The 19,183-nt window shown below is 68.8% G+C and carries 17 protein-coding genes; 10 read left to right on the forward strand and 7 right to left on the reverse strand.

Going from position 1 to position 19,183, the window contains the following annotated elements; translation table 11 throughout:
- Positions 1-49: 49 nt before the first annotated feature.
- The 3 genes from spoT to gmk form a co-directional block, all read right to left on the reverse strand.
- Positions 50-2,191 carry a bifunctional GTP diphosphokinase/guanosine-3',5'-bis pyrophosphate 3'-pyrophosphohydrolase gene (gene spoT, locus KGQ91_RS04535; protein ID WP_224420372.1) on the reverse strand — a complete coding sequence of 714 codons (2,142 nt, stop codon included), beginning with the start codon at positions 2,189-2,191 and terminating at the stop codon, positions 50-52.
- A 104-nt stretch (positions 2,192-2,295) separates the two neighbouring features.
- Positions 2,296-2,550 carry a DNA-directed RNA polymerase subunit omega gene (gene rpoZ, locus KGQ91_RS04540; protein WP_224420373.1) on the reverse strand — a complete coding sequence of 85 codons (255 nt, stop codon included), beginning with the start codon at positions 2,548-2,550 and terminating at the stop codon, positions 2,296-2,298.
- A 76-nt stretch (positions 2,551-2,626) separates the two neighbouring features.
- Complete coding sequence (gmk, locus tag KGQ91_RS04545) at positions 2,627-3,259, reverse strand: guanylate kinase (RefSeq protein ID WP_224420374.1); 633 nt, start codon at positions 3,257-3,259, stop codon at positions 2,627-2,629.
- Positions 3,260-3,361: 102 nt separating this feature from the next.
- Between gmk and KGQ91_RS04550 the strand changes: the two genes are divergently transcribed.
- The 8 genes from KGQ91_RS04550 (at position 3,362) to KGQ91_RS04585 (ending at position 12,417) form a co-directional block, all read left to right on the forward strand.
- Positions 3,362-4,555, forward strand: coding sequence for an MFS transporter (locus tag KGQ91_RS04550; protein ID WP_224420375.1), 1,194 nt, complete (start codon positions 3,362-3,364; stop codon positions 4,553-4,555).
- A gap of 21 nt (positions 4,556-4,576) precedes the next feature.
- Positions 4,577-5,626 carry a dihydroorotase gene (gene pyrC / locus KGQ91_RS04555; RefSeq protein WP_224420376.1) on the forward strand — a complete coding sequence of 350 codons (1,050 nt, stop codon included), beginning with the start codon at positions 4,577-4,579 and terminating at the stop codon, positions 5,624-5,626.
- A 110-nt stretch (positions 5,627-5,736) separates the two neighbouring features.
- Positions 5,737-6,210, forward strand: a complete 474-nt coding sequence (locus tag KGQ91_RS04560) for a MarR family transcriptional regulator (protein ID WP_224420377.1) — start codon at positions 5,737-5,739, stop codon at positions 6,208-6,210.
- On the forward strand, positions 6,207-7,319 hold the full coding sequence (locus KGQ91_RS04565; protein WP_224420378.1) for an HlyD family secretion protein: 1,113 nt from the start codon (positions 6,207-6,209) through the stop codon (positions 7,317-7,319). The genes KGQ91_RS04560 and KGQ91_RS04565 overlap by 4 nt, the downstream gene beginning before the upstream one ends.
- Positions 7,312-8,892 carry a DHA2 family efflux MFS transporter permease subunit gene (locus KGQ91_RS04570; RefSeq protein WP_224420379.1) on the forward strand — a complete coding sequence of 527 codons (1,581 nt, stop codon included), beginning with the start codon at positions 7,312-7,314 and terminating at the stop codon, positions 8,890-8,892. The genes KGQ91_RS04565 and KGQ91_RS04570 overlap by 8 nt, the downstream gene beginning before the upstream one ends.
- A gap of 110 nt (positions 8,893-9,002) precedes the next feature.
- Positions 9,003-10,196: an MFS transporter gene (locus KGQ91_RS04575; RefSeq protein ID WP_224416102.1), complete on the forward strand. Its 1,194-nt coding sequence runs from the start codon at positions 9,003-9,005 to the stop codon at positions 10,194-10,196.
- A gap of 70 nt (positions 10,197-10,266) precedes the next feature.
- Complete coding sequence (locus tag KGQ91_RS04580) at positions 10,267-12,069, forward strand: SulP family inorganic anion transporter (RefSeq protein WP_224416101.1); 1,803 nt, start codon at positions 10,267-10,269, stop codon at positions 12,067-12,069.
- Between the two features lie 45 nt (positions 12,070-12,114).
- On the forward strand, positions 12,115-12,417 hold the full coding sequence (locus KGQ91_RS04585) for a hypothetical protein (protein WP_224416100.1): 303 nt from the start codon (positions 12,115-12,117) through the stop codon (positions 12,415-12,417).
- Here KGQ91_RS04585 and KGQ91_RS04590 read toward each other — a convergent pair.
- Entirely contained in the window at positions 12,390-13,610 is a 1,221-nt protein-coding gene (locus KGQ91_RS04590; protein ID WP_224416099.1) for an MFS transporter, read from the reverse strand. The two genes, KGQ91_RS04585 and KGQ91_RS04590, sit on opposite strands and share 28 nt — an antisense overlap.
- A 241-nt stretch (positions 13,611-13,851) precedes the next feature.
- Between KGQ91_RS04590 and KGQ91_RS04595 the strand changes: the two genes are divergently transcribed.
- A complete protein-coding gene (locus tag KGQ91_RS04595; RefSeq protein WP_224416098.1) occupies positions 13,852-14,604 on the forward strand; it encodes an SDR family NAD(P)-dependent oxidoreductase in 753 nt (250 codons plus the stop codon).
- Positions 14,605-14,728: 124 nt separating this feature from the next.
- Here KGQ91_RS04595 and KGQ91_RS04600 read toward each other — a convergent pair whose 3' ends face one another.
- Positions 14,729-15,634, reverse strand: a complete 906-nt coding sequence (locus KGQ91_RS04600) for a LysR family transcriptional regulator (RefSeq protein WP_224416097.1) — start codon at positions 15,632-15,634, stop codon at positions 14,729-14,731.
- Positions 15,635-15,836: 202 nt separating this feature from the next.
- Here KGQ91_RS04600 and salA point away from each other — a divergent pair, with 202 nt between their 5' ends.
- Positions 15,837-17,141, forward strand: coding sequence for a salicylate 1-monooxygenase (gene salA, locus KGQ91_RS04605; RefSeq protein WP_224420380.1), 1,305 nt, complete (start codon positions 15,837-15,839; stop codon positions 17,139-17,141).
- A gap of 425 nt (positions 17,142-17,566) precedes the next feature.
- Here salA and KGQ91_RS04610 read toward each other — a convergent pair whose 3' ends face one another.
- Positions 17,567-17,908: a TraR/DksA family transcriptional regulator gene (locus tag KGQ91_RS04610; RefSeq protein ID WP_163647980.1), complete on the reverse strand. Its 342-nt coding sequence runs from the start codon at positions 17,906-17,908 to the stop codon at positions 17,567-17,569.
- Positions 17,909-17,997: 89 nt separating this feature from the next.
- Positions 17,998-19,098 carry a phosphotransferase gene (locus tag KGQ91_RS04615; RefSeq protein WP_224420381.1) on the reverse strand — a complete coding sequence of 367 codons (1,101 nt, stop codon included), beginning with the start codon at positions 19,096-19,098 and terminating at the stop codon, positions 17,998-18,000.
- Positions 19,099-19,183: the final 85 nt, after the last annotated feature.

Below are 19,183 nucleotides of genomic sequence, written 5' to 3' on the forward strand. Positions count from 1 at the left end.
CACGACGCCCGCCGCGCCGCGGTGAGGCGGCGCGACGGGCGTTGCGGATTCAGTTGCGGATGCGGTTGATCCGGCCGACGTGCGGCTGGTTGCGAATCCGCTTGATGATGCGGGCCAGATGCACGCGATCGCGCACGGCCAGCGTCAGGTTGACGATCGACAGCCGGGCGTCGCGTTCCTCGATGCCGATGCGCTCGATGTTGGCATCGGCGTCGGTGACCACGCTGGCCAGCTCGGCCACCAGGCCGCGCCGGGTCTCCATCTCGATGCGCAGGGTGACCGGGAAGTCGCCGCTGACCTCGTCGGCCCACTTCAGGGCGAACAGTTTATCCGGATCGTCGCGCTTCAAGTCTTCCAGATTGCGACAGTCGACGCGGTGCACGACGATGCCCTTGCCCACCGACAGATGCCCGATGATCGCATCCCCGGGCAGCGGATGACAGCAGCGCGCGAAGTTCAGCACCATGCCCTCGGTGCCGCTGATCACCACCGGCGCCTCCTGCGAGCCCGGCGTGGCGGCGGGATGCGAGATCGCCGGCGTCTCGCCGGTCTGCACCAGGTGGCGGGCGACGGCATAGGCCATGCGGTTGCCCAGGCCGATCGATTCCAGCAGGTCGTCGGCGGTGCGCACGTCCAGCGATTCCAGGACCCGCGGCAGGCGGGCGTCGGGCAGCTCCTCGAGGCTGGTCTCGAAATCGGCCAGCGCCTTGTTGAGCAGCCGCCGACCGAGCTGGATCGACTCGGTGCGCTGCTGGTTCTTGAGCGCATGGCGGATCGCCGAGCGCGCCTTGGCGGTGACCACGAAACTCAGCCAGGCGAGGTTGGGCCGGGCGCCGGGGGCGGTGATGATCTCCAGCGTCTGGCCGCTCTCCAGGCGGCTCGACAGCGGCGCCAGGTGGCGGTCGATCCGGCAGGCGATGCAGCTGTTGCCGATGTCGGTGTGGACCATGTAGGCGAAGTCCACCGCCGTGGCGCCCTGCGGCATCTCCATGATGTCGCCCTTGGGGGTGAACACGTAGATGTCGTCGGGGAAGAGGTCGTTCTTGACGTGCTCGATGAACTCCAGCGAGTTGCCGGCATGGCGCTGCATCTCGAGCAGGCCGCGCACCCACTCCCGGGCCCGGGCATGGCTGCCGGCGGCGATCGGCCGCTCGGTCTGGCCGGCCTTGTAGAGCCAGTGGGCGGCGATGCCGTTGTTGGCCATCGCCTCCATCTCGCGGGTGCGGATCTGCACCTCGATGGGCATGCCGTTGGCGCCGAACAGCGTGGTGTGCAGGCTCTGGTAGCCGTTGGCCTTGGGGATGGCGATGTAGTCCTTGAAGCGCCCGGGCACCGGCTTGTAGAGGTTGTGCACCGCGCCGAGGATGCGATAGCAGGTGTCGACGTCCTCGGTGATGATGCGAAAGCCGAACACGTCCATGATCTCGGCGAACGACTTGCGCTGGTCGCGCATCTTGCGATAGATCGACAGCAGGTGCTTCTGGCGGCCGATCACCGTGCCCGGCAGGCCCTCGTCGTCGAGGCCGTGCTGCAGGCTGGTCTGCACCTGGCGCATCATCGTCCGGCGGTTGCCGCGGGCCTTGGCGACGGCGCGCTTGATGCGCTCGGCGCGCATCGGGTAGATCGCCTGGAAGGACAGGTCCTCGAGCTCGACGCGGATGGTGTTGATGCCCAGCCGGCCGGCGATACGGGCGTAGATCTCCAGCGTCTCGCGGGCGATGCGGCGCTTCTTGTCGGGGCGCAGCGCGCCCAGGGTGCGCATGTTGTGCAGCCGGTCGGCGAGCTTGACGATGATCACGCGGATGTCCTGGGACATCGCCATGACCATCTTCTGGAAGTTCTCGGCCTGGGCGACCGCCTTGTCCTCGAAGGTGATCTGGGTCAGCTTGGAGACGCCGTCGACCAGCTCGGCGACCGCCTCGCCGAACTGCGCGGCCAGGGCCTCCTTGGTCACGCCGGTATCCTCGATCACGTCGTGCAGCATGGCCGCCATCAGGCTCTGATGGTCCATGTGCATGTTGGCGAGGATGTTGGAGACCGCCAGGGGATGGGTGACGTAGGGTTCGCCGGAGCGCCGACGCTGGCCGTCGTGGGCCTGCTCGGCATAGTAGAAGGCACGCTTGACCTGCCGGATCTCGTCCTGCGGGAGATAGCCGCCGAGGCGGTCAGCCAGGTCGTCAATGGTGAACATGCAGCGCGCCTATGGTCGGTAACCTCGTGGAAGCGGACTCCGGCCCCTCGACGGCCCGCGCGAGCGGACCGGGAGCGGGCGATCGATGGCAGCGGGGGCGGGCCTCAGGCCTCCGGTTCGGCGCTCGGCTCGGGCCGGACGCGCACCGGGGCCTCGATCGGCTCATCGAGCACGTTCTCGTCGATCTTGCCGGCGGCGATCTCGCGCAGCGCCATCACGGTGGGCTTGTCGTTTTCCCAGGGCAGCTGGGCGTCGCGGGTGCCGCGCGCCAGCTGCCGGGCACGCTGGGAGGAGATCATCACCAGCTTGAAACGATTCTCGACGTGGTCGAGACAGTCTTCTACGGTAACTCGCGCCATGGACGGTCTTCCTGAAATTGCCTGTGAGAGCGGATTCGCGGGCGCGATCGATGATCGCGCGGTAGGACATTCGAGTCTACTCGACCCCTTCGATGCGTGACAAGAGCGCCTCCAGCAGTGCGCCGTGGCGTTCGCGAACCCGCGCCAGCCGGGTGCGTTCGCCGAGCACCAGCCCGCAGAGCTGGGCCAGGGCCTCATCGAAGTCGTCGTTGATGATCACGTGCTGGTACTCGTCGAAGTGCGACATCTCGCTGACGGCGTCGCGCATGCGCCGGGCGATCACCTCGGGGCCGTCGGTGCCGCGGCCGGCGAGCCGTTCGGCGAGCGCTTCCCGCGAGGGCGGCAGGATGAATACCGAGACGGCATCCGGCATCTGTTCACGCACCTGGCGCGCGCCCTGCCAGTCGATCTCGAGGATCACGTCGGTGCCGGCGGCGAGCAGTGCCTGGACCGCCGGGCGCGAGGTGCCGTAGCAGTTGTCGAAGACCCGGGCGTGTTCGAAGAAGTCGCCGCACTCGACCATGCGCTCGAAGGTCTCGCCATCGACGAAGTGGTAGTTGACCCCGTCGGTCTCGCCGGGGCGCATCGCGCGAGTGGTGTGCGACACCGACACCTGGATGCCGTCGAGGCGCTCGATCAGGCCGCGGACCAGGCTGGTCTTGCCGGCGCCCGAGGGGGCGGAGACGATGTATAGCGTGCCGTGGGACATGTTGACGGGTCCGGTTGCATCGTTTCGAAAGGGGAATCCGCCATTATCGCACATTGCGCGCCTGCCTCTACACTGGGACGGGCGTTTTACAGGAGATCGCCCATGACCGACACGCCCTCGAGCTCGCGATTCGCCTTCGCGGGCGTCGCCTTCGCCTTCCTGGCGACCATGCTCGGCACCACCCTGCCCACGCCGCTGTATCCGCTCTACCGCGAGGCGTTCGGCTTCTCGCAGCTGACCATCACGGTGATCTTCGCCGCCTACGCGGTGGGCGTGATCGGCGCGCTGCTGCTCACCGGGCGCTGGTCCGATCAGCTCGGCCGCCGCCCGCTGCTGCTGGCGGGGCTTGCCGCCTCGGCGGCGAGCGACCTGCTGTTCCTGGCCGGCGACGGCCTGACATGGCTGATCGTCGCCCGGGTGGTATCCGGCGTCTCGGCGGGGATCTTCACCGGCACGGCCACGGTGGCGGTGATCGAGCTGGCGCCCGAGGCGCGCAAGCGTCAGGCGACCCTCCTCGCCACCGCCGTCAACATGGGTGGCCTGGGACTCGGCCCGGTGTGTGCCGGCCTGCTCGGCGAATACGCGCCCGGGCCGCTGCTGCTGCCCTACGGCGCGCACCTGGGGCTGTTGCTGCTGGGCGTCCTGGCGGTGCTGCGCGCGCCGGAAACCGTGACCCGCGCGGCGCGCCCCGACCTGCGCTGGCAGCGGCCGAGCGTGCCGCCGGCGGTGCGCGGGCTGTTCCTGCCGGCGGCGACGGCGGGCTTCGCCGGCTTCGCGGTGCTGGGCTTCTTCACCGCCACGGCCCCGGCCTTCATGAAGGGCGTGCTGGGTCAGGACAACCTGGCGCTGATCGGGCTGGTCGCCGGCGTGGTGTTCTTCGCCTCGACGCTGGGGCAGTGGCTGCAGGAACGCCTGCCGCAGGCGTGGCGCCTGCCGCTGGGCTGTGCGGTGGTGGTGCTCGGCGCCCTGCTGGTCGGCGCCGGCATCGCCCGGGCCTCGCTGGCGGTCTTTCTGGCCGGGGCGCTGGTCGCCGGCTTCGGCCAGGGCGTCGGCTTTCGCGCCGGGCTGGGTGCGGTCGCCACCGCCAGCCCGGCCGACCAGCGCGGCGCGGTGACCTCGACCTTCTTCGTCATCGCCTACGTGGCGCTGTCGATCCCCGTGGTGGGCATCGGCCTGGTGTCGCGCCTGGTCGGCCTGGCGCCCACCGGGGTGGGCTTTTCCGTGCTGGTGGCGCTGCTCTCGGCGGCGGCGCTGGTATCATTGTGGCGCCGCCGGCCCGCGACCGCCGCGGGATGATCCCCCTGCCTGGAGTCCGACATGACCGCATCCCCCTCCACCCTGCGCCTCCGCCGCCCCGACGACTGGCACCTGCACCTGCGTGACGGCGAGCTGATGGCCTTCGTGCTGCCCTACACCAGCGCCGTCTACGCGCGGGCCATCGTCATGCCCAACCTGGCGCCGCCGGTGACCACCCTGGAGGCGGCCGAGGCCTATCGGCGGCGCATCCTCGACGCCCTGCCGGCGGGCCACGACTTCACCCCGCTGATGACCTGCTATCTCAACGAGAGCGTCACCGCGCAGACCCTGGAGGAGGGCCATGCCCGGGGCCTGTTGACCGCCGCCAAGCTCTACCCGGCCAACGCCACCACCAACTCGGCCCACGGCGTGCGCGACGTCAAGGCGATCTATCCGCTGTTCGAGGTCATGCAGCGCATCGGCATGCCGCTGCTGATCCACGGCGAGGTGACCGACGCCGCGGTGGACATCTTCGACCGCGAGAAGGTGTTCATCGATGCGGTACTGGAGGACATTCGCCGGCAGTTCCCCGAACTCAAGGTGGTCTTCGAGCACATCACCACCGCCGAGGCCGCCCAGTACGTGCTCGAGGGCAGCGAGACCCTGGCGGCGACGGTCACCCCCCAGCATCTGGCCCACAACCGCAACGACATGCTGGTCGGCGGCATCCGCCCGCACCTCTACTGCCTGCCGATCCTCAAGCGCGGCAGCCACCAGCAGGCGCTGCGCGACGCCGTGGCCAGCGGCCATCCGCGCTTCTTCCTGGGCACCGACTCGGCCCCGCACCTGGCCCACACCAAGGAGACCGCCTGCGGCTGCGCCGGGGTGTTCAACGCGCCCCATGCGCTGGAGGTCTACGCCACGGTGTTCGAGGCGATCGGCGCGCTCGACCGCTTCGAGGCCTTCTGCGCGGAGAACGGGCCGCGCTTCTACGGCCTGCCGCTCAACGAGGGCACGCTCGAGCTCGAGCGCCGGCCATGCGACGTGCCGGAGACGATCGCCTGCGGCGAGGAGCACCTGGTGCCGTTCCGGGCCGGCGAGACGCTGCCCTGGCGGCTGCGGCGGGACTGAGGCGGCGACCATCGGCCACCCCGGCATCCTCGACGCTCGGGGTGGCCGGGGGCATGGCAAGGCACTATGATAGTTCGTTAGCTATTCATGTGTCTGGGGAACAATTTGCCATGCCCACTACCCGTAGCTCATCCCGCGAACGCTTCGGCGCCCAGCTCGGCCAGGTGGCCCGGCTGTGGCGTGCCGAGATCGACCGGCGCCTGGCGCCCTACGGCCTGACCGAGTCGCGCTGGCGCATCCTCTGGCAGCTGTCCCGGGCCCGCGAGCCGCTGACCCAGAAGGCCCTGGCCGCGGCGGTCAACGTCCAGGGGCCGACCCTGGTCCGCTCCCTGGATACCCTGGAGAGCGAAGGGCTGATCGAGCGCCGGACGGTGCCCGGTGACCGGCGCATCAAGGTGGTCGAACTGACCGTGCGCGCGACGCCGATCCTCGAGCGTATCCAGACGGTGGTGACCGGCGTGCGCGCCGAACTCTTCGACGATATCGACCCCGATGCGCTGGATACCTGCCTCGAGGTGCTCGAGCGCCTCGCCGTGCGTCTGGGCGCCGACGAGCCGGCCTCGCCGCCGGAGCGCGGGGCATGAGCACGGAAGCGACGCCCGAGGCGCCTCGCCCCCCGCGACGACGCTGGCGCCTGGGCCTCGTCGTGGCGCTGGTGCTGGCCGTGGCAGGGATCGGCGGCGGCTGGCTCTACCGCCAGCTGACCCACGTCAACGTCATCGATGCCCGGGTCGCCGCCGACATGGTGGTGCTGGGCAGCCAGGTGGCCGGGCGGGTGACCGCCGTCAGGGTCATCGGCGGCGACGCGGCCAGTCAGGGGCAGGTGCTGGTGACGCTGGACGATCGCCGCAACCGGCTGCGTGTCGAGGAACTCGACGCCCGGCTCCAGGCGCTGGTCGCCGAGCGTGACGAGACCCGGGCGCGACTCGCCATGGTCGACCATCAGACCGGCAGCGCCATCGAGGCCAGGCAGGCCGCCATCGAGGCCGCCCGCTCGACGCTGAACTCGGCCCGGGCGCAGCGCGATCTGGCGGGCCTCGACAACCGCCGCGCCGCCAGGCTGGTCGGGCAGGGCGCGGTCAACCAGGCGCGGGCCGACAAGACCCGCACGGCACTGACCACCGCCCGGGAGGCGGTGAAGCAGGCCGAGGCCCGGCTGCACAATGCCCGGGCGGCGCTCGCCGAGGCGCGGGCCGACCGCGAGCAGCTCGGCGTGCTCGAGCGCCGGCTGGCGGGGTTGAAGGCCCAGGCCCGGGCGCTGCGCGCGCAGCGCGACCAGGCCCGACTGGATCTCGACGACCGCACCCTGAGCATGCCCTTCGACGGCGTCGTCGACCGGGTCTTCGTCGATCCGGGCGAGTACGTCAGCGTCGGCCAGCGACTGGCCATGGTGCACGACCCGCAGGCGGTGCGCGTCGAGGCCAACGTCAAGGAGACCGCCATTCGCCACTTCGCGCCGGGCCAGTCGGTGGCGGTGCATGTGGATGCGCTGCCCGACCGCACCTTCACCGGCACCGTCGAGCGGGTCGGTCAGGCCGCGACCAGCGAGTTCGCCCTGCTGCCCAGCCCCAACCCCAGCGGCAACTTCACCAAGATCACCCAGCGCCTGCCGCTGCGCGTGAGCGTGGCCCAGAGCGACGGGCTGCTCAAGCCGGGGATGATGGCCGAGCTGGAGGCCCGCCCCGGTGGCTGAGGCGGCGCGGCCCGACAGCATCGACGGGCTGTTCGCGCGCTACGGCCCGGCCTACCGCTACTGGGTGACCCTGACGGCGATGATGGGCACCATCTCCACGGTGCTCACCGCCACCATCATCAACGTCGCGCTGCCCGACATCATGGGCGCCTTCGGCATGGGTCAGGACACGGCGCAGCTGCTGTCCACCGGCTTTCTGGCGGCGATGACCGGCACCATGCTGCTCAATGCCTGGCTGGTGGACGCGGTGGGCCAGCGCGCCACCTACCTGATCGCCATGGGCGTGTTCAGCGCCGCCTCGATCCTCGGCGGGCTGGCCACCGGCGAGACGCTGCTGATCACCGCGCGGCTGCTGCAGGGCGCGGCGGCGGGCATCCTCCAGCCGCTGGCGATGCAGGTGATCTTCCAGGTCTTCCCGCCCGAGCGGCGCGGCTCGGCCATGGGCGTCTACGGCATCGGCGTGGTGCTGGCGCCGGCGCTGGGGCCGACCCTGGGCGGCCTCCTGGTCGACAGCTTCAGCTGGCGCTACGTGTTCTTCATCGCCCTGCCGTTCAGCCTGCTGGGGCCCTTCCTGGCCCTGCTGTTCATGCCGGGGCGCACCCATGACGGCCCGATCCGGCGCTTCGACTGGCTCGGCTTCGCCCTGCTCACGGTGTTTCTGGTGACCCTGCTCGACGGCTTGTCCAGCGGCCAGCGCGAGGGCTGGCGTTCGGATGCCATCCTCGTCGAGTTCAGCGTGGCCATCGTGAGCGTCGTCGCCTTCGTGGTCTGGGAGTTCAGGACGGCGACACCGCTGCTCAACCTCGGCCTGTTCTCGCGGCGGGTGTTCTCGAGCGCGGCGGTGGTGGCGTTCATCTTCGGTGCCGGCATCTACGGCTCCACCTACCTGATCCCGCTGTTCGTGCAGACCATCCAGGGCTACACGCCGACCCGCTCGGGGCTGCTGCTGATGCCGGCCGGCTTCGTGCTGGCGCTGGTCTTCCCGCTCGCCGGGCGTGCCACCGACCGCACGCCGCCGCCGCTGACCATGAGCCTGGGGCTGGCCCTCTTCGCGCTGTCGTGTTTCCTGATGACCGCCGCCGACACCGACACGCCGTTCTGGACCTTCGCCGGCTGGATCGTGGTGGGGCGCATCGGTCTGGGGCTGGTGCTGCCCAGCCTCAACGCCGGTGCCCTGGCGGCCCTGCCGCAGACGCTGCTGGGCCAGGGCAGCGGGGCGATCAACTTCGTGCGTCAGCTGGGCGGGGCGTTCGGCGTCAACGGGCTGTCACTGCTGCTCAGCGACAGTACCCAGCGCTACGCCCAGGCCTTCACCGCGGCCCAGGACGGCAGCCACACCGGCACGACGGCCTTCCTGCAGGCGAGCACGTCGCTGCTGGCCCAGAGCGGGCTCGCCGCACCCGAGCGTCAGGCCGTCGCCGGGCGCTACCTCGATCAGGTGATCGCCGTGCAGAGCCAGATGATGGGCTTTCGCGAGAGCTTCTTGAGCGTGGCGCTGCTGTTCCTGGCGGCGCTGCTGCCCACCCTGCTGATGGCGGGCGCAGCGCGGCGACGGGCGGCCGCCGCACGCTGACGGCCGCCGGCGCTTATCCGCAGGTCGTGTTTCTGGAACAATGGCGCGCTTGCCGTCCCGGGCCGCCGCCGGCCCATCGCACCCCGCACCATCGCACAGGGAGAGTCTTCATGACGCAGGCCACCACCGCCCCGGTCACCCACCCGCGCCGCGCCGAGTTCGCCCTGGCACTGGGCGGCTTCGGCATCGGTACCGGGGAGTTCGTGATCATGGGGCTGGTGAGCCGCGTGGCGAACGACCTGCAGGTGCCGGTACCCGATGTCGGCTACGCCATCAGCAGCTATGCACTGGGCGTGGTGGTCGGGGCGCCGCTGATCTCTGCGCTGGCGGCGCGGCTGCCGCGACGCGCCCTGCTGATCGCGCTGATGCTGGTGTTCGCCATCGGCAACATCGCCAGCGCCTTCGCTCCCGGCTTCGGGTCGTTCGTGCTGCTGCGCTTTCTCGCCGGGCTGCCCCACGGCGCCTATTTCGGCGTCGCCGCGCTGGTCGCCGCGGCGGCGGTGCCGATCGACGAGCGGGCCCGGGCGGTGAGCCGGGTGATGCTGGGGCTGACCTCGGCCATCCTGGTCGGCGCGCCGCTGGGCACCTGGGCGGGCAACCTGCTCGGCTGGCAGGTCGCCTTCGCCGGCGTGGGCGGGATCGCCCTGCTCACCGCGCTGCTGATCCGGCTGTGGGTGCCGGCGGCGCCGGCCGACCCGCACGCCAGTCCCAGGCGCGAGCTGGGGGCGCTGGTCAAGCAGCGTGTGCTGTTCACCCTGGGCATCGCCGGCATCGGCTTCGGCGGCATGTTCGCGGTGTTCAGCTACGTCATGCCGACCCTGACCGAACAGGCCGGCATGACTGAGGCGCTGGGGCCGCTGGTACTGGTGGTGTTCGGCGTCGGCACCATCCTCGGCAACCTGGTCGGCGCGCGCGCCGCCGACCGCAACCTGATGCGGGCGATTCCCGGCATCCTGCTCTGGTGCCTGGCCGTGCAGGGGCTGTTCTACGTGGCCGCCAACAGCGTGGCCTGGGGGCTGCTGTTCGTCGGCCTGGTGGGCACCAGCATGGCGCTGGGGCCGACCCTGCAGACGCGGCTGATGGATGTCGCCGAGGATGCCCAGACCATGGCCGCCTCGCTCAACCATGCCGCCTTCAACGGCGCCAACGCGCTGGGTGCCTGGCTGGCCGGCGTGACCGTCAAGCAGGGCTTCGCCTGGTCCTCGACCGGGCTGGTCGGGGCCGCGCTGGCTGCGGGCGGGCTCCTGATCTTCGCCCTGGGGCTGTGGGCGGAGCGGCGTCAGGGCGGTCTTGAATATAATTAATCGGTATATCGTTAGAACAAAATAGGCGTTATGCTGGTCGGCACATCCTGCCGATTCCAGATGACGCCCCATGAAGCGCTCCGGCGAACACCCTCTTGCCCGCTGGCTGCCGATCCTCGACTGGGGACGGCGTTACGACCGTCACCGCCTGACGGACGACCTGCTGGCCGCCCTCATCGTTACGCTTATGCTGGTCCCCCAGGCGCTGGCCTACGCCATGCTGGCCGGCCTGCCGCCGGTGACGGGGCTCTATGCCAGCCTGCTGCCGCTGGCGATCTACACCCTGCTCGGCAGCAGTTCGACACTGTCGGTAGGGCCGATGGCGGTGGTGTCACTGATGACGGCGGCGGCGCTGGGAAGAGTCGCCGAGGCGGGCTCCGCCGACTACGTGGCGGCGGCGCTGGTGCTGGCCCTGCTGTCCGGTGTCATCCTGCTGGTGATGGGACTGTGCCGGCTGGGCTTTCTGGTCAATTTCCTGAGTCATCCGGTGATGACCGGCTTCGTCAGCGCCTCCGGCGTGCTGATCGCGGCCAGCCAGCTCAAGCACCTGCTCGGTGTGCCGTTGTCGGGTTCCACGTTGCCGGCCCTGCTCGACGGCCTGCCGCAGGCCATCGCCGGGCTCGGCATGGCCACGCCACTCGTCGGGCTGGGCTCGCTGGCAATGCTGTGGAGTCTGCGCCGCTGGGGACGAGGCGGCCTGATGCGCCTGGGGGTGCCGGGGCGCGCGGCCGCGCTGCTGCTCAAGCTGGCGCCCATCGTCACCATCGTCGTGGCCGCGCTGGTCGCCGGTGCCGCCGGCTGGCTGGGCCATGGCGTGGCGGTGATCGGCACCATTCCGGCGGGGCTGCCGCCACTCGGCCTGCCCACGGGCGAGCCCGAACTGTGGCGGACGCTGCTGTGGCCGGCGGTGCTGATCAGCATCGTCGGCTACGTCGAGTCGGTATCGGTCGCCCAGGCGCTGGCGGTGCGCCGTGGCGAGCGTCTGGAGCCCGATCAGGAGCTGATCGGGCTGGGCGGCGCCAACCTGGCGGCGGCCTTCTCCGGCGGCATGCCCATCACCGGCGGCTTCTCGCGTTCGGTGGTCAACTTCGACGCCGGTGCCCGGACCCCCGCGGCGGGGGCGTTCACGGCGCTGGGCATCCTGCTGGTGATGCTGACATTCTCGCCCTGGCTCGAGCGCCTGCCGATGGCCAGCCTGGCGGCGACGATCATCATTGCCGTGCTGTCGCTGGTGGACCTGCCCGCCTTCGTGCGGGTCTGGCGCTATGCCCGTGGCGAGGGCGTGGCGATGGTCGCCACCGTGGCGGCGACGCTGTTCGGCGGGGTGGAGATCGGCATCCTGGTGGGTGTGGGGCTGTCACTGGCCCTGCATCTCTACGGCACCAGCCGTCCGCACACGGCCGAGGTCGGCCGTGTGCCCGGCACCGAACACTTCCGCAATGTACGTCGCCATGCGGTGGAGACCGATGCCCGGGTCGCCATCCTGCGCGTCGATGAAAGCCTCTACTTTGCCAATGTGCGCCACCTGGAGGATCGGGTCACGGCGGTGGTGAACCGGCAGCCGCCGCCTCGCCATCTGGTGCTGACCTGTCAGGCGATCAACGTCATCGACGCCACTGCCCTGGAGAGCCTGGAAGCGTTGAACCGCCGTCTGGCGGCGGCCGGCATCGGGCTGCATCTGGCCGAGGTCAAGGGGCCGGTGATGGATCGCCTCGAGGACACGTCACTGATGAAGACCCTCAATGGCCGGGTCTTCCTGAGCACCTTCGAGGCTTGGCAGATGTTGCTGAGGTCGACCATCGCACAGCCCGCCGCAGGCGGGGCAACCGTGCGTCACCGGGCCACAAGCGGGGAGCAGGGGCCTTGCGTATAATCCCGCCCAGCCCCCTGACTGACATCGAGAACTCGGGAGACATCCATGCAGAATCTGATCGTGTCGTGCCTCGTCATGGTGGTCTCGGCGATTCTGGTCGCGGGCAGCTACCTGCTGTCGGAAGACCGGCTCGACGAGCGCGTCGCCGGGCATATCGCCGACACCCTGGGTACCGACCAGACCGTCTCGGTGACCATCGACAAGAAGGTCAACAACGATTACGGCATCTGTGGGCGCTACACGCTGCCGTCCGGCGAGGGCAACGCCTTCTTCTACAATGAGGTCAACGGGCACATGGCCCTGAAGAAGGACACCGAGCGCTACCGGGTCAACTGCCTCGACGCCTGAGCCCCGGCAGCCGCCTTCAGCGGCTTCCAGGCCAGCAGCCAGCCCAGGGTCACCATGCCCGCCATCAGCGCCAGGATGGTGGCGAACGCCACGCCGGCATCCAGCATCATCCCGAAGAAGGCCGGGGCCAGGCCGGAGGCGAACACCATGCCGGCCGAGAACACCGAACGCAGTCTGGCCAGGTTGTCGCTGCCCCACAGCTGGATGAGCAGGCTGGTGACGGTGGGTTCCTGCATGCCGGTGACGAGTCCCGAGAGCAGCATGTAGGCGAGGATGCCGTAGCCATTCTCCAGGGCGATGGCGATGAGCAGCCCGGCGACGAGCGGCAGCAGATAGACCCGCCCCATGACTGACGCCCCGAGCCGGTCGACGAGACGTCCGGCGGCCAGCGAGCCGATGACGCGCCCGGAGGCCGCCAGCGCGAAGCCGAGCGCGAAGACCGCGGGGCCGGCGCCGAACTCGGCGGTCAGCTCGCTCTGGAAGACGAAGATGCCGGTGTTGACGATGGCGATCGACAGCATCATCAGGCTCAGTCGCCAGAAGCGTGTGTCCATCAGGGGCCGGGGTGAGCGTCCGGTCGCTCGGGGCGCGTCGCGTGGCGTCTCGGCGGCCGACGCGGGCCCGAGCGGCGTGCGGGCGAGCAGGGGCAGCCAGACAGTCAGCAGGATGCCCAGCAGCGCCCAGAGCAGTTCCCGCCAGCTGACGAGCTGCAGGGCGCCGGTGGTGATCGACGGCAGCACGGCTTCGCCAAGCGGCATGGCCAGCGTCACCAGGGCCAGGGCGCTGCCGCGTGCCGCGGGCACCTGCTTGGCGACGGTGGTCGTGCCGAGATGCGTGAACAGCCCCTGACCGCAGAAGCGAATCAGCCCCAGCCCCGCCAGCGCCGCGCCCAGCCAGGGCGACAGGGTCAGCAGCAGGATGCCGAGGCTCATGCCCAGCACCACGAAGGCGGCAAAGCGCCGTGGCGGAATCCAGTCGAGCATGGGGCCGATGAAGAAGATCAGAAACCCCGAGGTCAGCGTGAGCAGTGAATAGGCGATGCCGAACTGGCCGCTGCTCAGGGAAAAGGCCTCGGAAATCGCGGGCTGGAAATAGCCGACCAGAAAGGTCTGCCCCAGGTTGCCCGAGAAGATCGCGATGAAACCGAAGGCCAGTATCGCCGGGTATTGCCGAATCACGTCCCTGTAGTTCATGCGATGGGGACTTCCTCCCGTCTATGCCTGCTGTGAAAAGCCGGCCCCCCGTCGTGGCGGGTACCGGTGGTCAGGTTAGCATTCTCCGAAACGGCTCGGAGGCGCCCTGCTCAAGCCGCCATCGCGCGCTCGATGGGGAGACATTGACGCGGATCAACACCTGCCGATAGCCACTGGGTTCAGCATGGAACGAGCGGGGCGCGACCCCCACCCCCTCGATCAACAGCAGGAGAGAGACCGCATGCGCATGCAAGGGAAGAACGTCATCGTCACCGGCGGGGCCAGCGGCATCGGCCTGGCCAGCGTGGAGCGCTGCCTGGAGGAAGGCGCCAGCGTGGTCATCGCCGATATCGCGGGCAGCGACGGCGAGGCCCGGGCGGCGGCGCTGGATGACAAGCACGCCGGGCGCTGCCTGTTCAAGGCGTGTGACGTCACGGACTCCGCTCAGGTCGACCGGCTGTTCGAGGACACGGTGGCCGAGCTCGGCAGCGTGGATGCCGTGTTCAACAACGCCGGCATCGGCGGCATCTGCCCGACCGATGAACTGAGCGACGAGGAATACCTGCGGATCATCGACATCAACCTCAACGGTGTCTTCCGGGTGGCCCGGGCCGCATTGCGCGTGATGTATCGCCAGGGCAGCGGAAGCATCGTCAACTGCGCTTCCATCCTCGGCGTGTTCGGCCAGTCTCAGACCGCGGCCTACACCGCCGCCAAGGGCGGTGTGGTCAACCTCACCCGTACCCTGGCGATCGAGGCCGCGCCGAAGGGCGTGCGGGTCAATGCCATCGGCCCGGGCTATATCGACACGCCGCTGCTCGCGGACCTGGATGACGAGCTGCTCCAGGGGCTGATCCGCCTGCACCCGCTGGGCCGCCTGGGGCGCCCACAGGAGGTCGCCAACGCCTTCCTGTTCCTGGCCGGCGACGAGGCCAGCTTCACCACCGGCACCACCCTGATGGTCGACGGGGGCTTCACCGCCGGCAAGTCGTGACGCGTCCCGCGGACACGCGAAAGCAGGCCAGGGCACGTCGGGTGCCCTGGCGGCTTGCCGGCCCCGATAGCCGGGATCGGGATCTTTCCGGCGCCAGGCGCCGGCAGCCTGCCCATGAATGCCGTTATTCGGAGAACATGCCGAAGATCACCCGTCTCAGCCAGCGGGTGCCGGGGTCCTGATGAAAGCGGCGATGCCAGAATAGGTTGATGGGGATTTCCTGGGACAGCAGGGGGTGCTCATGCATTGCCAGACCGAGCCGGCCCCGGGTCGCCCTGGCCAGCTTGTCCGTCACCGTCACCACCAGATCGCTCTCGCTGATGATGTAGGGCACGGCCGCGAAGTGGGGGAGTTTCAGTCTCACGGGGCGATCGATGCCGGCTCGAGCCAGCTGCTCCTCGACGAGGCCGTGCCCGGTATCCTTGGCGACGACCACCGCGTGCCGGGCGGCCATGAACGCGTCAAGCCCGAAGTGCCCCCGGGCGAGGGGATGGCCACGACGCAACAGGCAGACGTAGCGCTGCGTGAAGAGCCGCTGCTGATAGAAGCCGGCACCCAGCTGAGGAATCAGCCCGATCGCCAGGTCGACATGGCCGTCCTCCATCTCCCGCTTCAGGTCGTCACTGTGACTGCGCACCGTGCTCAAGGAGACGCCGGGCGCGTCTCGAGAGAGGCGTTCGAGCAGGCGCGGCAGGAAGATGATCTCGCCGATATCGGTCATGGCGATCGTGAACGTGCGCCGGCTCGATTGCGGGTCGAAGTCGTCCGGGCGATTGAGGGTCTCCTGGAGAAGCGCCAGGGCCTCGGCGATGGAGGGGTGCAGGTCGGAGGCCAGCGGCGTGGGCATCAGCCCCCGGGAGGTGCGCTCGAAGAGTTCATCGCCGAACAGGGTACGCAGTCGCTTGAGCGCATGGCTGATCGCGGGCTGGGTAATGCCCAGGCGGCGGGCGACGCGCTGGGTGTTCTGTTCCTGATAGAGAAGATCGAACACGACCAGCAGGTTCATGTCGATTTCCGAAAGCTTGATCATGGTATTGCCGTCTTCCTGAGGCGCTTTCACCCCTTGTGGGCATGGGACAAAGGTCGCGTATCGAGGCGTGGGTCGATAGGCAAGCCTTTGATTCCTTTGTTTATCAACGCCCTTTATAGCGTGTATTCCGGGCGCTGTGTGGCTGCAGGCGAGCCCGGTTTATAACGTCAGGGATATCACAACCCCTGACAGGTATCTCGACATGTCCAACGCATCTGCACGCAAGCGGCTTTCCATCGGTATCGTCGGCGGTGGCATCGGCGGCGTGGCCCTTGCCGTGGCCCTCTCGCGGGACCCGGGTCTCGACGTCTCGCTCTTCGAAGCGGCACCGCAGTTCTCCGAGATCGGTGCCGGGGTGTCCTTCGGGCCCAACGCGGTGCAGGCCATCCGGCTCCTCGGACTCGAAGACCCCTACCGTCGTATTGCCGACTCTTCCCCGGCTCCCTTCGAGGATGTCTGGTTCGAGTGGCGTCGCGGCCGCGATGATGCCTATCTTACCGCTAGCCTGGCGCCGGGATGTGGCCAGTCCTCGGTTCATCGGGCCGACTTCCTGGACGCGATCGTGGCCAACCTGCCCGGCGGGATCGCGCAGTTCGGGAAACGCTGCATCGACGTGCAGCAGGACGAACGGGGGGCGACGGCGCACTTCGACGACGGCACCCGCTTCACCGGGGATATCCTGATCGGCTTCGACGGGATCAAGTCCGCGGTGCGCGAGCATGTGCTGCCCCCGGCTCACTACGGGGAGCTCGAGCCTTTCTGGAGCGGTACCTATGCCTATCGCGGCATGATACCCGTCCGGCAGCTGGAAGCGGCCATGGTGGACCGGGGCGTCAACCCGCGCCTCGCCGTGGTGCCGCAGATGTACCTGGGCCATGACCGCCACATCCTGACGTTCCCGGTCAAGCAGTCCGAGCTGATCAATGTGGTGGCCTTCCTGACCGATCGCGCCACGCCGACCCCCAGGCTGGCCGAGGGGGAGGCCTGGGTAAACGCCGTGACCCAGGCGGAACTGCTGGCTGTCTTCGACGGCTGGGGCGCGGCCTCCCGGGCCATCCTTGCCTGCATTGCCGAGCCGACGCGGTGGGCACTGCATGAGCTGCCGGCATTGCCCCGCTATCACCGCGAGCGCGTGCTGATCGTGGGCGATGCGGCCCATGCCATGCTGCCTCACCAGGGCGCGGGCGCGGGTCAGGCCCTGGAAGACGCCTACGTGCTCGCCAGCCTGCTCACCGATGACGCCTGTACCCGGCATAACGCGCCACAGGTGCTGGCGGCCTTCGCGGCGGTCCGCCATGCGCGAACCTGCCAGGTGCAGCGCACCTCCCATGAGGCCGGCGATCTCTACGAATACCGCATGCCCGGCATCGGCGATGACGGGGCGCATCTCGCCGCCGAGCTGGAAACCCGTTTCGACTGGCTCTGGAACCATGACCCGCGCGACGACGTCGCCGCGGCCAGGGCTCGCCTGGCCTGGGAACCGGTCGCGCGCTCGGCCTTGGCCTGATGGCTGCCGGCAGGCAGGGCCGGGTCGGGGCGAGACGGTTCAGCGGACCCCGGCTCGGTAGCTGTCGGGAAGAGGGCGAGGCCAGGCAGGCAGCGGTGAACCACCCCGACTTTCTCGGAGACCCGCTGGTTTGGGTCAGGCCGCCTTCTTGGCCTGACCTTGCTGCTGTACTGCCGACGTTTCTGGCTCATGATCAGGGCCTTCTGGTCGGTCTGATCAGAGCTTAGGCACTGTCTGAAAAGTCGACGAGCGAAGGTCAGACAAGGCAAAAATCAGCGAATAAGCGGAGTTTACGGGGTGTAAATGAGCATTTTGATCGGACTCGCGCCCGAGCTTATTTTTAACGCAGTATGGCCGAGCGCAGACAGTTTTCAGACAATGCCTAGGCGCCTGGTCCGAATTTCGGGGACCACTTCAGCCTCGTCTCACTCGGCACAATCGATACATTTCAGTACGGTCGGATCCCATTCCAGACGCTTGGCCGCGATCCACTCACCGCATACCAGGCATTCCCCGAAAGCCCCCCGGTCAAGGCGTTCCAGTGCAGCCTCGATTCTGAGAAGCGTCTGCTGCCTGCGGCCTTCTTCGGCCTTGGCCATGGCCTGCCCCTGCAAGGCGTCCATGCGGGAAAGCCGGCCGACCGCGGTCTGATCGAGTTCCACCGTTGTGCGAGAACTCTTGCTTTCCTCGCTCTGCTCCACCATTTCGGAACGCCGGCGTTTGAGTTGCTCCCTGATAGTGTCAGGGTCGATTTCGGGATGGTTCAAAATGCCACCTCACTGTTGTCGCACGCTATTTTTCAGGCAGCCCGGCCCACAGGATGGAGTCTAGGATAATGTGGCGTATCCGGGTGGCATCATGTCGTTTCCATGACCAGATGATGGCGAAGATAGCGGAACTCATCGGTGACACGAGCGACGATCGGGGTCGAAAGATAGTGAGCCACCCGGTCGGCGACATGCGAGATCAGCGCTGGATCGCTCAGTGACGTCGACCAGTCCTCACCACACGCCAGCGCGTCGCGCTCGCGACGATGCAAATTCCACCACTTGGCGCACCAGGTGATCGACCACAGCCACATGGCTCGGCGGGTAGCCAGCAGGGCCGCATCATCGGTCAACGGGTTGTCCGCCCCGAGCCGGGACTGCCATTGGCGATAGAAACGGACCACGGTCTCGGGGTCGAGCACCGCGTGGCTCGCCGGGTCCCAGGTGGTGGATGTGTACAGTGTGGCGTGGGCCAGGTCGAAGCCGGGATGACTGTAGCGGCATTTTTCCAGGTCCACCAGGACGGCCTTGCCTCGGGGCGTGATCAAGAAATTGCCGGGATGCGCGTCGAAGCTGATCAGGCAACGATGGGCGTCGATGCTTGCGGCCGGAACACTGTCGCCGTCCAGCGAGGCGAGCGTCGCATCGATGTGGCGCCGGGCCTCGGCGTCAAGCAGCTCGGGGGGTAGCGCATCGAGGTAGCCTGCCTGCGCCAGGACTTCCTCACGCATGGCCTGCCAGGGCGAGGGCGCACTGGCCAGCGGCGGGCGCGCCGTGGAGGCGGGCAGGGGCAACCGGTGAATGGCGGCCAGTGCCTTGGCAATGCCGGGCAGATCCTCGGGGAGTCGCGCGGGACGTCCCGGGATGGCGGTGACCAGCAGGCCGCCGCGGGGCAGTGTCGCGTCGATGGGCAGTCGCCCGTGAAGCGCTGGGGTGTGGCCACTGGTGCTGGCGCGTCGATAGCAGGTCGCCTGGAAGTCCAGGTTGGCCTCGACGTCGAGTTGCATCTGGCTCTGCTTGGGCAGGCGTGCCACCCAGTCCATACCATTGCGGCGCGTGATCCAGATGTGTCCGTGGGCGAGCCCGGTATCGGGCATTGGCTGCAGGTCGACGATGTTCTCGTCGAGGCCGGCGAGATGCACGCGCAGTGCGTCGAGCTGCATGGCGAGGGGGGTGTCGGTCGTCGTCATGGGGCGGGTCCGGTTGAGCAACGGCGGCGCTTCAACAGAGGCGGCCCCGCTGGCTCGCGCCCGCCGGAAGCCGCTGTCGGGAAGC

The sequence above is a fragment of the Modicisalibacter tunisiensis genome (assembly GCF_020148005.1).
GTDB lineage: Bacteria > Pseudomonadota > Gammaproteobacteria > Pseudomonadales > Halomonadaceae > Modicisalibacter > Modicisalibacter tunisiensis.

Excerpts from the sequence above, each read along its gene's own strand:
- KGQ91_RS04600 (WP_224416097.1), bottom strand. The coding sequence starts at position 15,634 with ATGATCAAGCTTTCGGAAATCGACATGAACCTGCTGGTCGTGTTCGAT.
- KGQ91_RS04615 (WP_224420381.1), bottom strand. The coding sequence starts at position 19,098 with ATGACGACGACCGACACCCCCCTCGCCATGCAGCTCGACGCACTGCGC.
- salA (WP_224420380.1), top strand. The coding sequence starts at position 15,837 with ATGTCCAACGCATCTGCACGCAAGCGGCTTTCCATCGGTATCGTCGGC.
- KGQ91_RS04560 (WP_224420377.1), top strand. The coding sequence starts at position 5,737 with ATGCCCACTACCCGTAGCTCATCCCGCGAACGCTTCGGCGCCCAGCTC.
- KGQ91_RS04575 (WP_224416102.1), top strand. The coding sequence starts at position 9,003 with ATGACGCAGGCCACCACCGCCCCGGTCACCCACCCGCGCCGCGCCGAG.
- KGQ91_RS04580 (WP_224416101.1), top strand. The coding sequence starts at position 10,267 with ATGAAGCGCTCCGGCGAACACCCTCTTGCCCGCTGGCTGCCGATCCTC.
- KGQ91_RS04585 (WP_224416100.1), top strand. The coding sequence starts at position 12,115 with ATGCAGAATCTGATCGTGTCGTGCCTCGTCATGGTGGTCTCGGCGATT.
- rpoZ (WP_224420373.1), bottom strand. The coding sequence starts at position 2,550 with ATGGCGCGAGTTACCGTAGAAGACTGTCTCGACCACGTCGAGAATCGT.
- KGQ91_RS04565 (WP_224420378.1), top strand. The coding sequence starts at position 6,207 with ATGAGCACGGAAGCGACGCCCGAGGCGCCTCGCCCCCCGCGACGACGC.
- KGQ91_RS04595 (WP_224416098.1), top strand. The coding sequence starts at position 13,852 with ATGCGCATGCAAGGGAAGAACGTCATCGTCACCGGCGGGGCCAGCGGC.
- spoT (WP_224420372.1), bottom strand. The coding sequence starts at position 2,191 with ATGTTCACCATTGACGACCTGGCTGACCGCCTCGGCGGCTATCTCCCG.
- KGQ91_RS04590 (WP_224416099.1), bottom strand. The coding sequence starts at position 13,610 with ATGAACTACAGGGACGTGATTCGGCAATACCCGGCGATACTGGCCTTC.
- KGQ91_RS04550 (WP_224420375.1), top strand. The coding sequence starts at position 3,362 with ATGACCGACACGCCCTCGAGCTCGCGATTCGCCTTCGCGGGCGTCGCC.
- gmk (WP_224420374.1), bottom strand. The coding sequence starts at position 3,259 with ATGTCCCACGGCACGCTATACATCGTCTCCGCCCCCTCGGGCGCCGGC.
- pyrC (WP_224420376.1), top strand. The coding sequence starts at position 4,577 with ATGACCGCATCCCCCTCCACCCTGCGCCTCCGCCGCCCCGACGACTGG.